We start from the raw sequence: 13,432 nt of genomic DNA, 5'->3' as shown, positions 1-13,432 counted from the left end.
GCCGCTAGGCCGACAGGCGTTCGAGCCGGCGGCGGCGCGAGCTCCGTGCGGCCCTTCTGGCGTGGTAGGCGATCGGCATGTACCGCAGCCGCTCGGGCAGCCGCGGCGTCACCATCGCCACCGCGTGCCCGAGATGCCGCAACCGCCGCTCGTCCCTGGCGGTCCAGCGCAGTCCCAGCTTCTCCCGAACGGCAGGCGGCAAGGTGCCGACGGTGACGAAGTAGTTGAACTCGCCCGCCCCCGCCCCCACCGGCGTCCACAACCGCCGCAGCGGAGCGGGCAACCGGGGCGGCGCCGGTGTCCCGCGCATCACCGTCAGCACGTCGAGCGCGGTGGCGTGCGCCTCCAGCCGGCCGCTCACCATCTCGTCGAAGTACCGCCAGAACGCCTCCAGGTCAGCGGGCATCTCCCGCTCGGGCACCCGCAGGATGGCGCCGAGCTGCCGCGACTCCGCGTAGAGCCGCCGCTCCTGCGCCGTGGTGAACGGGGTGCCGAAGTACCGGTTGAGCGCGATGAACCGCTCGAACAGCGACAGGTGCACCCACGCCCAGGCCTCGCCGTTCAGCGCGTGGTAGTGCCTGCCCTGCTCGTCCACCCCGCTGATCGGCTTGTGCAGCTCCCTGAGCCGCCGCCCCTCGGCGGGACCGTCCGCGCCGCCGTAGACCCATTTCTGCACGGAGGCGAGCGTGCGCTCCAGCCTCCCCCACGGGTCGTCCTTGTACGTGGAATGCTCGGCGACCGCGGCCCCGACGGCCGGATGCATCGTCTGGAGGACCAGCGCGCTGCCGGCCACGAGCAGGTTGCGGTACTCGCCGGCGGTGTCCCAGTGCATCGAACCTGGGCCGAAGGGCTCAACGTCCATGATGACTGCCTCCTGGGTGGTACAACCCCATTCTTCTTGTATCACCCAGGAGGGTCAGAAGTAACCCTTCACTTATTCAGCCCGTAAAGACGATCTTTCCGAAGATCTCCCCGGCGTCCATGGCGGCGAACCCGTCACGCGCCTCGGCCAGGGGCAGCACCCGGTCCACCACGGGCCGCAGCCCGGTCTGCTCCAGGAACACCGCCAGCCGCCCGAGCTGCTCCCGCGTCCCCATCGTCGTGCCGATCACGGAGAGCTGCAGGAAGAAGACCCGGTTCAGGTCGGCCGGCGGGACCGCGCCGCTGGTGGCGCCGGAGACGACGATGCGGCCACCCGGTTTGAGCGACTTGAGCGAGTGGTCCCAGGTGGCCTGCCCGACCGTCTCCATGACAGCGTCCACCCGCTCGGGCAGCCGCGCACCGGACTCGAACGCCTGGTCGGCGCCGCACTCCAGGGCCCGCTCCCGCTTCTCCTCCGAGCGGCTGGTGGCCCACACCCGGTACCCGGCGGCCCGGCCGAGCGCGATCAGCGCGGTCGCGACGCCCCCGCCCGCCCCCTGCACCAGCACGGTCGAGCCGGGCTGCAGCCCGGCCTTGTCGAACAACATCCGGTACGCGGTCAGCCAGGCCGTCGGCAGGCAGGCGGCGTGCTCGAAGCTCAGCCCGGCGGGCTTGGGCACCAGGTTGCGGCGCGGCACGGCCACGCGCTCGGCGAACGTGCCGTCGTACACCTCGGACAGCAGCGTGCGCTTGGGGTCGAGCGTCTCGTCGGCCCCGGTGCCGATCACCGAGTGCACGATGACCTCGTTACCGTCCTCGTCCACGCCGGCGGCGTCGCAGCCGAGCACGATCGGCAGCCGGTCCTGCCTGATGCCGACGCCCTTGAGCGTCCACAGGTCGTGGTGGTTGAGCGCGGCCGCCCGTACGGAGACGGTCGTCCACCCGTCGGGCACCTTCGGCTCCGGGTGCTCGCCCAGCGCCAGGCCGGCGAGCGGGTTGTCGGGATCGGTCTGTGTGGCGGTTACGGCGAACATGGCCGCACCCTACTTCAGCCCGGCCTGAGGCTCACGTGAGCGCGACCCGGATGCCGGAGATCGCCTTCGCCCGGAACGACGGCGGCCCGATGGCGGCGACCAGCACGTCACCCCGGCACACCATCTCGGCCCGCCGCCCGGGCCTCTCGATCGCCCCGGGCATCCTGGCCTGCTTCCCGCAGTCGGGCGTCGGCACGAGCGCGACCATCTCCCCCGCCCCGCCCCCGAACCACAGCTGCGGCCCGACCGGCTCCCCCTGCACGTGCTCTCCGGGCTCGGCCAGCTGCACCCCGCCCTGGGCCGTCAGCACGAGATACCCGTCCTTGGTCACCCGTCCCTTCAGACCTTCGGCCACGGTCTTGCGCTGTTCGAACGTCAGCCCCTGCCCCCGGTCGTACATCGCCAGCCGCCACGGCCCGAACGCGAACAGCAGCACCTGCCCGTACTGCCCGCTCCCGGCCTGGCGCGGCCACAGCGTCACGTTGGGGGCGTAGTTCCTGAGCGGCCGCCCACCCCGCGTGACCTCGGCCTCGCCGCCGTACGGCGCGACGAACTGCCGGAACATCCCGTCGATCCACCCCGCCCGGAACGGCCGCGACCCCATCTCGGCGAGCCCCAGCTCGGCCGGATACCGCACCTCGGCCCGCACGCCGTGCGGGAACACCACCTGGATGACCTCGTCGCCACCCTTGCTCCTGGCCGGCACGCTGAGAAGGTTGGGCACGTTGTCGAGCGTGGTCAGCGACCTGATGGGCCCGGGAGTCCGGCTCGCCGGAGCGGCCTCGGGCACGGGCTCGGGGTCCCGGCTGACGAGCAGGCCGACAACGGGGATCAGCAGGAGCGCCAGAACCACCACCAGCCCGGTCCACCGGCGACGGCCGCGCTCGCCTGCCTCGATGACGTCGAACTGGTCAGCCACGACGTTCCTAGCCGAGTAGTGCCGGCTTGCGCCCTTACGACCCAGTTCAATTGAGCGGCGACCGCCGGCGCAAGCCCGAAATCCTTGTCACAGGTCACGAATTCACAACCGCGCATCACCAGACAGCCACATTGACCTTCCCGTCACTGGACACCCGCACCTCCTCCCCCACCAGCTCCCGGCCCTCCGCCTCCTCCAGCAGCCCCCGCTCCGACACCACCGCGTAGGCCCTTCCTCCAGGCACGTCCACGACCAGGAATCCCTTCTCGGCCCCGCCATCGCGCCCGTGCGCCACCGTGTAGCCCGCCACCACCCCCACTCCTTCGTACGAGTCCACCAGCGGCACCTCCTTGGCCACGTGCACCGGCGCGACATCCCCCAGCCGCCCGCCCGGCTCGCTCGACCACACCGCATACGTGTGCTTCGTCAGATGCATCCCCACCCCGCTCACCAGCCCGTGCCCCGACTGGGCCCGGAGCAGCCCCGCCATCGTCGCGGTCGAGTGCAGCACGTAGTCACTGGCCGGCCCGCCCGCGTACGGCAGTCCCCCGGTCACGGTGAGCCCGCGCGGATCCAACGGGTCGAGCCCGATGGCGTCGCACGCCTGCCGCAGCGCGATCGCGAAGCAGCTGTACAGGTCCAGGGCGTTCATGTCGTCCAGGCCGAGCCCGGCCCGCTCGAAGGCGGCCTCGGCGGCGTGGGCGATGGCGGGCGAGGAGCCGAGCGCGGGCCGCGTCGCCACCTCCCAGGTGTCCTCCGCGTACGCCCACCCCCGCAGGTAGACCCGCTGATCCGCCGGCACCCCCAGCCGATCGGCCAGCTCCGAGCTGGCCAGGACGACGGCCGCGGCCTGGTCCACCTCCAGCACGGCCACCGTGTCGCTGGTGTAGGGCCAGCCGACGAAGCGGCCACCGGCGAGCTCGCCGGGGGTGCGGACGGCCCTGCGCCAGGCGTGCGGGTTGGCGGCGGCGACCTCGGTCATCGGCGCCATGATGCGCGCCCGCTCGCGGATCTCCCCCTCGATGGTGAGCCCGGCCGCCGCGCGCCGCGCGGTTTCCATGATCGGATAGGTGTGCACCGGCAGGAACAGCCCGTGCGCGAGCGCCGACGGGTGCGGCGGCCGCTCCCACCCGTACGGGGGCTTGGGGTCGGCGGGGTGGCTCCACGGCGCGTGCTCCCCCGCCTTCCTGTACGCCCTGCGCGTGGCGAGCGCCTCGGCCCCCGCGATCAGCGCCGAGTCGAGCTCGCCCGCGGCGATCGCTGCCGCCGCGGCGCCGATGAGCAGTTGCGGGGCCGTACCGCCGACCTTGGAGTAGACCTGGTGGCGCGGCGCGGCGCCGAGGCGCTCGGCGAGGCGGCCGACGGGCGAGTCGTAGTACCAGGAGTCGGTCCACACGATCTGGATCGAGTCGAGCCGCTCGACGGGCAGCCGCGCGTCGGCGGCGGCCTCGCGCGCCACGGACTCCCAGAGATCGAGCGGCTCGGGGCCGGGCTGCTCGCGAATCGTGCGCTGGGCGATGCCGATGAGACAGGGGGTGCGAGGGTCCATGCCCCATGCTAACCAGAACATCGCTCGGTTGACAGGGAGTGGCGTTTGATAATTGGCGTTACCGCTGTGACCAGAGAAATTCAAACCCGACGCTGACCTGCGGAAATGCCAATGTCGAATACATGCTTAATTGCTATTTCTATAACGGAATGGAACCGGCCCATGCTTTTTGACGTCGTTTCCTGGCCGTCGCGCCGAGCCGTTCATTAACGTTCCGAACGTTTTCCTGGCCCACCGGGGCGCAGTACCCCGCTCTGGGCCGCCGAAAGCTGAGAGGAGCTCCATGTATTCCCGAGCAAGGCGCATCGCGATCCCCCTCGCCGGCCTCGTGGCCATCGGGCTGGCGGCGGGAATGGTCGGCGGCGCCGCGGCCAACGCGACGACCGCACCCTCAGACGTCGTCTCGAAGAACTCGGCGACCCCCGCCGAGCAGGCGGTCCAGTTCTGGACGCCGGACCGCGTCAAGCTGGCCACCGACCACAACGACGGCCTCGACCTGTCCTCCAAGGGCGTCAAGGGGAGCAACGACGCTCCCGACGGGCCCGCCGGCTCCGTTCCGCCGATCGGCGCGGAGAAGGCGAAGACCTCGAAGAGCAAGCACGTCAACCTGCCGAACACGGTCGGCCGCGTGTTCTTCACGCTGCCGAAGGCCGACCCCCGCAACCCGAAGAACTGGCGCTACTGCTCGGCCAGCTCCGTGCAGGGCAAGTACCGCAACCTCGTGGCGACCTCCGCCCACTGCGTGTACGACACCAAGAAGAACACCTTCTACGACAACTGGATCTTCATCCCGTCCTACTGGGACGGCGACAAGGTCTGGAACGGGAAGGCTCCCTACGGCATCTACGCCGCCAAGACGTTCAACGCGCACGACGACTTCGTCGTGAAGGAGGACTACGACTACGACTACGCGTTCGTCAACGTCTTCAACGGCATCAAGGTCAACTGGGAGAAGGTCAACGGTCAGTGGAAGTGGACCGTGAAGAACGTCGGCCGCCTCGGCGACAACGTCGGCGGCCAGGGCTTCACCTGGAACCGGAGCACCAAGCTGAACGTGTTCTCGTTCGGCTACCCCGCCGGTGAGCACCCCGACGGCGACAAGCCGTTCACCGGCCGCACGATGAAGTACTGCTACGGCAAGACCAAGGCGATGCCCGAGGCCAAGAAGTACAACCTGCAGGAGCACATCGGCTTCAAGTGCTCCTTCACCGCCGGCGCGAGCGGCGGGCCGTTCATCTACAACTACAAGAGCGCGTCGCGGACCGGCTACCTGGTCGGCGTCAACAGCGTCGCGTGGGACACCGACGGCAACGACCGCTACGACCACATCTCGTCGCCGTACTTCAACACCGACACCTACAAGGTCTACAAGGCCGCCGCCAACCGCTGGACCGGCAACTGGCGCTGATCGACGGCACCCCGGGCCCCGGTTCCCCCTGGGAGCCGGGGCCATCCCTTCGACGGAATGGGGGCCACTTGCCGACGTGGCGTACGCCACTTGGAGCGTGCGAATACGACCGCGAATGGACGCGAATTCCGTACACGACGAGCGCTCCGGAACCGGCCTCTGACCTGCGGAGACATGACCGGCTTAATGATCGTTTACACGTATCAGGAGCGTTCGGCTGACGGTGTCCTTATGGTTCACGATGCACTCTTGATCAGGTAACGAATCTCTATCCGAGCTGCAATACCGTCTGTACATCTGGAAAAATCCACCCTTACGACCCCAAGAAAGGCATTTCATGATCCCCCGTGTCAGGCACCTCGTGGCCGCTGCCCTCAGCAGCGCGCTGCTGATCGTGCCTGCCTTCACGGGGATCGCCCACGCCGCCGTCGCGCCCAGCAAGGTGTACGCCGTCCCGCTGGCCAAGACGCTCACGGACGTGAAGCGGGTCGCCGACTACTGGAGGCCCGACCGCCTGCAGAAGACCGACCTGTCCACCCCCGCCACGCCCGGCTCCGGCTCCGCCGCCTCGGCGACCTCGTCGGGCGCCGCCGCGTCCGTCACCGTGAAGCGGACGACCGCCGCGGCCGGCGTCTCCCCGGCGCTGCCGCGCAAGGGCACCGCCGCCAACACCATCGGCAAGGTCTTCTTCCGGTTCGGGGAGAAGGAGTACTGGTGCTCCGCCGCCGCGGTCGCGGCCAAGAACCGCAGCGTGGTGGCCACCGCCGGGCACTGCGCGTACGACTCGCGCACGGCCAAGCCCGCCGACTACTGGATCTTCGTCCCGAACCCCGAGCCGAACGGCAACGCGCCCGAGGGCATCTACGTGGGCGCCTCGATCAGCCTGCACGAGGACTGGTCGGGCAAGGGCGACTACGACTACGACTACGCGTTCGTGACCGTGCACCGCGGCTTCGCCTGGGTCGCCAAGGACGGCGGGTACGTCATGCGGGACATCGGCCGGCTCCAGGACAACGTGGGCGGGCTCGGCCTGGAGCTGAACAAGAAGCCCGGCACCTACACCGTGACCGCGTTCGGCTACCCGGCGGGCCAGCAGCCCGACGGCTCGCACCCGTACGACGGCAAGACGTTGCAGAAGTGCCTGCCCGGCAACACCCGCTTCACCGTCGCCCCCGGCCGCGACCTGCAGAAGGGTGTCGAGCTGACGCCGTGCGACTTCAGCCCGGGCGCCAGCGGCGGCCCCTGGGTGATCGCCTACGACGACAACCGCAGGCTCGGCAGCCTGGGCGGCGTCAACAGCCTGACCTGGAACCGGGACGCCAAGGGCCGCTACGACTCGGTGTCGGCTCCGTACTTCGACACCACCACCGGAGAGGTCTACCGACGCGCCGCCGGGCTCAGCACCCTGTCAAATGTGACCTAAGTCATAGCAACCGAATGATCACGACGGGTGATCAGCGGCTTCTTTGTCTCGGTACGGTCACGGCGCGTTTTGGAACGCTGACAGGATCCACCGGCGATTCACATGATTCGAGTCAAACCGATAGGTTCCGGGCTGTCCGTTTGCTGAGTTATGGAGGTGCATGAGGCGCCTCATGTCAGCGCAACCTGGAGTTACCTTGAAGCGAATCCTTCTCCCCGCCGGCGGCGCCATCCTGGCCACCGGTCTGCTGGCCGCCGGCCTGTCCGGTACGGCGCAGGCCGACGGCGACGTCGCCCACGACCCGATGGCCCGCAACAACTCCGCCGCCGTCTCCGTCGCCTCCTTCTGGCTGGCCTCGAACGGCGCCGCGCTCCGGTCCGCGACCCAGTACACGTGGGACTCGAACGAGGTTCGGAAGGTCGTCTCCAAGGGCGGTTACAGCCCTGACGGCAGCCCCGGCACCACGGCCCCGACCGGCGAGTCGAAGTCGACCGGCAGGGCCCAGAACGTCAACCTCCCCAAGACCGTCGGCAAGGTGTTCTTCGTCGACGCGCACGGCAAGTTCCGCTGGTGCTCGGGCACCTCCATCCAGTCGAACTACCGCAACCTGGTCGCCACCGCCGGCCACTGCGTCTACGACACCGACAGCAACTCCTCCACGATGGACAAGTGGGTCTTCGTCCCCGGTTACTACCAGGGCAAGGCTCCGTGGGGCATCTACGTCGGCAAGCAGGCCTTCACCCACTACGACTTCGACACCTACGAGGACTACGACCGCGACTACGCGTTCGTCACCGTGTACAACGGCATCACCTCGAACGGCGTCAAGCAGGTCGACCGCAAGGACTTCGAGCGCTTCACCGGCCCGAAGCGGGGCTGGGGCGGCCGCTACTACATCCTGCTGTCCAAGGACGCGGGCCGCCTTGGCGACAACGTCGGCGGCCAGGGCTTCGCCTGGAACCAGCCCACCGGCAAGCCCGTGCGCGCCTTCGGCTACCCGGCCGCCCCGCACCCGGACGGCAACAAGCCGTACAGCGGCGTGACGCCGAAGCACTGCTACGGCAACACCACCGCCAAGACCGTCGGGGCCTCCTGGCTGAAGATCGAGGAGCACGTCGGCCTCAAGTGCGCCGTGACCCCGGGCTACGACGGCGGCCCGTGGCTGCTGAACTACAGCAACGCCAAGCGTCTCGGCTACGTCAACGGCGTCACCAGCACGTTCGCCGACCAGGACGCCAACGACCGGATCGACTACATCACCTCGCCGTACTTCGACGGTGAGACCGCCGCGGTCTACAGCGCGGCGAAGAACGTGTGGTCCGGCAAGATCGTGGGCCCGAACGGCGAGCTCTACAAGTAAGCCCTACCAGGGGAAAGCGAGGGCCTCGATCCCGAGGCCCTCGCCTTGTTGTTTCCGGACCCCACAGCGCGGCCGCACACGGGGGCGGACACCGGATCGGGCGTGACCAAAACACGGGGCCGGGCACCTCCCCCACCCCGAAGCAGCGCATACCCAGCCATCACACCTGTCAGCATGAAGATCTTTCTTTGTTCGACTGACAGACCGTATTTGCCTTGTCACGATGGGCGCATGCGTCGCGATGATCTGACAGACGCCGAATGGGACCGGGTCGCCACCCTCCTCCCCCAGAACGGCGTCACCGACGACCGCACCGTGATCAACGGCCTCCTCTACCAGGCCCGCACCGGCGTCCGATGGCGCTACCTCCCCGACCGGTACGGCTGCTGGGTCACCATCTACAAACGCCACCGCCGCTGGCTGGCGGACGGCACCTGGCAGCGCCTGACCCTGGCGCTCCACCCCGACGCCCCCCGCGACCCCGGCGACCACGTGCCGGCTCGTACGGGCAGGATCGGCCCAGCGGAGCTCGGCCCCATCCGCGACCATCCGCCAGGCTCCTCCGGCACGACACCACCCCACCTGTCCCCTCTCAAGGACACAGCGGTGCTCACCAGCCTCCAAGCCCTGCTGGGCGAGACGGCCAGACCCAAGGGAGCCTGACCCGCACCCCACTCCACGGCCCGCCGACCACGCGTCGGCGGGCCGTTTCATGTGCCGGCAAACCCTCCGGAACCCCGGCGCACACGGCTCTCCGAAGCCCTCCGGGCCCGATCCTGAAGATCTCCTGTGAGAAACGGGCCAACTTAGACGGGGCAGGTTCCGATCTGGTTCCTGTGATCTGAGTCACGTTTTTGCGACTACGCAATGTGTCAGCCATCTAACGGCACTTTCGTCCCAGGAACAACAACCCCTCCATACCCTGCAAAAACGTGACTTGACGATCACAACGCGCATAAGTCCCTGACAGGTAACGGAAAGGTCACGGCGGTAAGGGTGTCTACCGGATCGTCCAAAGCGGGTTTCACCTGCGGAGATCACCACGCTATGTTCCTTGCTATCCCTTTACTGACGCATGGGACGCAAGTTGCGACCCACGACAGAGCAAGGAGCAGTTCCCTTGAAGCGCATCCTCATCCCCGCCGGTGGCGCCCTCCTGGCCACCGGCCTCCTGGCCGCCGGCCTGGCCGGTACGGCCCAGGCCGACGACACCGTCGCCAAGGACAACATGGCGACGAGCGCGGCCAACGCCAAGGCCATCGCTCAGTTCTGGGCGGAGAACAACGGTGCTGCCCTCAAGGCCGCTACCGAGTCGAACGTCTGGGACAAGACTGACGTCGCCAAGCTGCAGAGCAAGGGTGGCTACAGCTCGGACACCAAGCCGGGCTCGACCGCTCCGATCGGCCAGGAGAAGAAGACCTCCACGAAGGTCCAGAACGTCAACATGCCGAAGACCATCGGCAAGGTCTTCTTCGTCAACAGCAAGGGCGAGAAGAAGTGGTGCTCCGCCACTTCGATCCAGTCGCAGTACCGCAACCTGGTCGCCACGGCCGGTCACTGCGTCTACGACACCGCCGCCAACACGGACGTCCTGTCCAAGTGGGTCTTCGTCCCCGGTTACTACCAGGGCAAGTCCCCCTGGGGCATCTACGTGGGTAAGCAGGCCTTCACCCACTACGACTTCGACGTCTACGAGGACTACGACCGCGACTACGCGTTCGTGACCGTCTACAACGGCGTTCACGTCTCCGGCAAGACCACCAAGGTCACGCCGAGCGAGTACAAGTCGCACGTGGCCAAGGGCGGCGTCGGCTTCGTCAAGGAAACCTCGATCACGAAGGAAGAGTTCGAGGCCGGCTACGACAAGTACGGCGAGGACGGCCCCTTCAAGTCGAAGGCCGCCGACCCGAAGGTCGAGACGGTCGCGAAGCCCGCCGACGTGACCGGCAGCAACGTCGACGCCTACATCAAGGGCGAGGGCCCCACCAAGGGTGTCCAGCTCGTCGGTGCCGAGGTCTACAAGTCGCAGTACACCGCGGCTCCCACGGGCTTCGACAACGGCGCCAAGTTCGAGCGCCTGAGCACCGAGGTGCCCATCAGCAAGGAGCAGTACAACGAGCTGAAGGCCGCCAAGGGCGACGGCAAGTTCATGGGCGAGGTTCGCGCCCAGCTTGACGCCAACAAGAACGAGATCGCCTGGTTCAAGACGCAGTACTACATCAAGAAGTGGATCAAGTCCACCGCTCAGATCAAGTACTGGGTCGAGGACTACTACGTGGTCGACATCGCCGGCAAGGACGCTGGTCGTCTCGGCGACAACGTCGGCGGCCAGGGCTTCGCCTGGAACCAGCCGACCGGCAAGCCCGTGCGCGTCTTCGGCTACCCGGCCGCTGCTCACCCCGACGGCAACAAGAACTACACCGGCGTGACTCCGAAGTGGTGCTACGGCACCACCACGAAGAAGCTGGTCGGTTCGGCCGCCAAGAAGATCGAGGAGCACGTCGCCCTCAAGTGCGCCATGACCGAGGGCGCCGACGGTGGCCCGTGGCTGTACAAGTACAGCAACGCCAAGCGTCTCGGCTACGTCAACGGTGTCACCAGCACCTTCAACGACCAGGACGGCAACGGCCGCGTGGACTACATCTCCTCGCCGTACTTCGACGGCGAGACGAACACCGTCTACAAGGCCGCCGCGGCTTCGTGGTCCGGCAAGATTGTCTAAGTGACGGATAGCGATCGGTCGTAGACCGTTCGTGTGACCGCTACTGGCGAAGGGCCCGGCATCCCGCCGGGCCCTTCTGCTTTCCCGCCGAATGTGAAGGCGTTTGGACGCACGGGACGGCAAGACGGTGCCATCAAGTCGATGTGATCTGCGTCACATCATGAGATCGGCCGGAACCATGAGATCGCCTCAGCCACCGGAGTCCCACTGACAACTTCCTTATGTTGATCTGGGCAAACGGTGACAAGATCCGCTTTCCTCAGCTCCTGCGCATCAGCCGCTTAAACATCACAGAACGATCACGGCCGCCGAGTCCCCATCTTTCCGACCAAAGCGGCTACCGGATCTCAAGATCGACACTGTATGTTCCTGGCTATCCCTTTACTGACGCATGGGACGCAAGAAGCGTTCCACGACAGCGCAAGGAGTTACCTTGAAGCGCATCCTCCTCCCCGCCAGTGGCGCCATTCTGGCCACTGGTCTCCTGGCCGCCGGTCTCGCCACCACGGCGCAGGCCGACGACGACATCGCCAAGGCTGAGCTGGCGAAGACGTCCGCCCAGGCGTACGAGACCCTCAAGTTCTGGACGGCGTCGAACAACGCGGCCCTGAAGAAGGCTGTGGCGTTCAACCCGGACGCTCTCGAGGTTCAGAAGATCTCCTCCGGTGGCGGCTACAGCGCGGACACCAAGCCGGGCTCCACCGCCCCCATCGGCGAGGAGAAGAAGACCACCGCCAAGGTTCAGAACGTGAACCTGCCGAAGACCATCGGTAAGGTTTTCTTCGAGTACCGTGACGGTTCGCTGTACTGGTGCTCGGGCACCTCGATCCAGTCGCAGTACCGCAACCTGGTCGCCACGGCCGGTCACTGCGTGTACGACATCGCCGGCAACGACGAGGTCGTCTCCCGCTGGGTCTTCGTCCCCGGTTACTACCAGGGCAAGACGCCTTGGGGCGTGTACGTGGGTAAGCAGGCCTTCACCCACTACGACTTCGACGTGTACGAGGACTTCGACCGCGACTACGCGTTCGTCACCGTCTACGACGCTCTCGTGCCGGGCAACCCCAAGGTCACCAAGGTCACCCCGAGCGAGTACAAGGCGCACGTCGCCAAGGGTGGTAAGGGCTTCGTCAAGGAGACCCCCATCACCGCCGCGGAGTTCGCCGCGGGCTACGAGAAGTACGGCGAGGCTGGCCCGTACAAGTCGGCTGCTGCTGACCCCAAGGTCGAGTCGGTTGCCAAGCCGGCCAACGCCGCGGACAAGATCGAGGACTACATCGCCACTGGCGTCGACGGCGTGAAGCTGGTCGGCGTCGAGGTGACGCAGTCGGTCTACAACGCTGCCTCCGCCGGTCTGGACAACGGCAACAAGTTCGAGCGTCTCTCCAACGAGATCGCGGTCTCCCAGGAGGAGTACCACAAGCTCGTTGCGGAGAAGGGCGACGGCAAGTTCCTCGGCACCCTGCGCGTCGTGAAGGACGCGAACGGCACCGAGACCGCTTGGTTCAAGCAGCAGTTCTACGTCAAGAAGTGGATCAAGTCCACCGCTCAGGTGAACTACTGGGTCGAGGACTACTACGTCGTCGAGGGCGCGCTCATCAAGAGCGGCGGCCGTCTCGGTGACAACGTCGGTGGCCAGGGCTTCGCCTGGAACCAGCCCACCGGCAAGTACGTCCGCACCTTCGGCTACCCCTTCGGCCCGCACCTGGACGGCAACAAGCCGTTCACCGGTGTCACGCCGAAGTGGTGCTACGGCAAGACGGCCAAGAACGTTCTGCGCATCCCGTCCAAGAAGGTCGAGGAGCAGATGTCGTTCAAGTGCACCGTGACCGCCGGTTACGACGGTGCGCCGTGGCTGTACAAGTACAGCAACAGCAAGCGTCTCGGCTACGTCAACGGTGTCACCAGCCTCATCGCCGACACCGACAGCAACAAGCGCTACGACACGATCACCTCGCCGTACTTCGACGGTGAGACCGCCGCGATCTACAAGGCCGCTTCGGCCTCGTGGTCCGGCAAGCTCGTTCCGTAGTTCTTGCCGCTGTACCGAACGACGACCTGGTCATCGTTCACATGCTTCACCCAAAGGGCTCGGCTTCTGCCGGGCCCTTTGGCCTTTCTCCGATAAATCTGAGCATTCCCCTTACCAGAGTGAC

10 protein-coding genes are annotated in these 13,432 nt (G+C 67.1%); 6 read left to right on the top strand and 4 right to left on the bottom strand.

Annotated elements, in window-relative coordinates:
- Positions 1–4: 4 nt before the first annotated feature.
- From HD597_RS58700 to HD597_RS58685, 4 genes are all read right to left on the bottom strand, one after another.
- Positions 5–862: an oxygenase MpaB family protein gene (locus HD597_RS58700; RefSeq protein ID WP_253757544.1), complete on the bottom strand. Its 858-nt coding sequence runs from the start codon at positions 860–862 to the stop codon at positions 5–7.
- A 76-nt stretch (positions 863–938) separates the two neighbouring features.
- A complete protein-coding gene (locus tag HD597_RS58695) occupies positions 939–1,895 on the bottom strand; it encodes a zinc-binding dehydrogenase (RefSeq protein WP_253757542.1) in 957 nt (318 codons plus the stop codon).
- A 31-nt stretch (positions 1,896–1,926) separates the two neighbouring features.
- Positions 1,927–2,814 carry a hypothetical protein gene (locus HD597_RS58690; protein WP_253757540.1) on the bottom strand — a complete coding sequence of 296 codons (888 nt, stop codon included), beginning with the start codon at positions 2,812–2,814 and terminating at the stop codon, positions 1,927–1,929.
- A gap of 115 nt (positions 2,815–2,929) precedes the next feature.
- Positions 2,930–4,363: a TLP1 C-terminal extension domain-containing protein gene (locus HD597_RS58685; RefSeq protein ID WP_253757538.1), complete on the bottom strand. Its 1,434-nt coding sequence runs from the start codon at positions 4,361–4,363 to the stop codon at positions 2,930–2,932.
- A gap of 283 nt (positions 4,364–4,646) precedes the next feature.
- Here HD597_RS58685 and HD597_RS58680 point away from each other — a divergent pair, with 283 nt between their 5' ends.
- The 6 genes from HD597_RS58680 (at position 4,647) to HD597_RS58655 (ending at position 13,308) form a co-directional block, all read left to right on the top strand.
- On the top strand, positions 4,647–5,771 hold the full coding sequence (locus HD597_RS58680; RefSeq protein ID WP_253757536.1) for a trypsin-like serine peptidase: 1,125 nt from the start codon (positions 4,647–4,649) through the stop codon (positions 5,769–5,771).
- 337 nt (positions 5,772–6,108) lie between these two features.
- Entirely contained in the window at positions 6,109–7,194 is a 1,086-nt protein-coding gene (locus HD597_RS58675) for a trypsin-like serine peptidase (RefSeq protein WP_253757534.1), read from the top strand.
- 196 nt (positions 7,195–7,390) lie between these two features.
- On the top strand, positions 7,391–8,554 hold the full coding sequence (locus tag HD597_RS58670; protein WP_253757532.1) for a trypsin-like serine peptidase: 1,164 nt from the start codon (positions 7,391–7,393) through the stop codon (positions 8,552–8,554).
- Positions 8,555–8,785: 231 nt separating this feature from the next.
- On the top strand, positions 8,786–9,217 hold the full coding sequence (locus HD597_RS58665; protein WP_253757530.1) for a transposase: 432 nt from the start codon (positions 8,786–8,788) through the stop codon (positions 9,215–9,217).
- A gap of 457 nt (positions 9,218–9,674) precedes the next feature.
- Positions 9,675–11,276, top strand: a complete 1,602-nt coding sequence (locus HD597_RS58660; RefSeq protein WP_253757528.1) for a trypsin-like serine peptidase — start codon at positions 9,675–9,677, stop codon at positions 11,274–11,276.
- A gap of 433 nt (positions 11,277–11,709) precedes the next feature.
- On the top strand, positions 11,710–13,308 hold the full coding sequence (locus HD597_RS58655; RefSeq protein WP_253757526.1) for a trypsin-like serine peptidase: 1,599 nt from the start codon (positions 11,710–11,712) through the stop codon (positions 13,306–13,308).
- Positions 13,309–13,432: the final 124 nt, after the last annotated feature.

Origin of the sequence: Nonomuraea thailandensis, from assembly GCF_024172165.1 — a bacterium.
In the GTDB taxonomy this organism is placed as follows: Bacteria; Actinomycetota; Actinomycetes; order Streptosporangiales; family Streptosporangiaceae; genus Nonomuraea; species Nonomuraea thailandensis.
The sequence above is the reverse complement of the archived record's forward strand: the minus strand, read 5'-3'. Positions and strand labels throughout refer to the sequence as shown.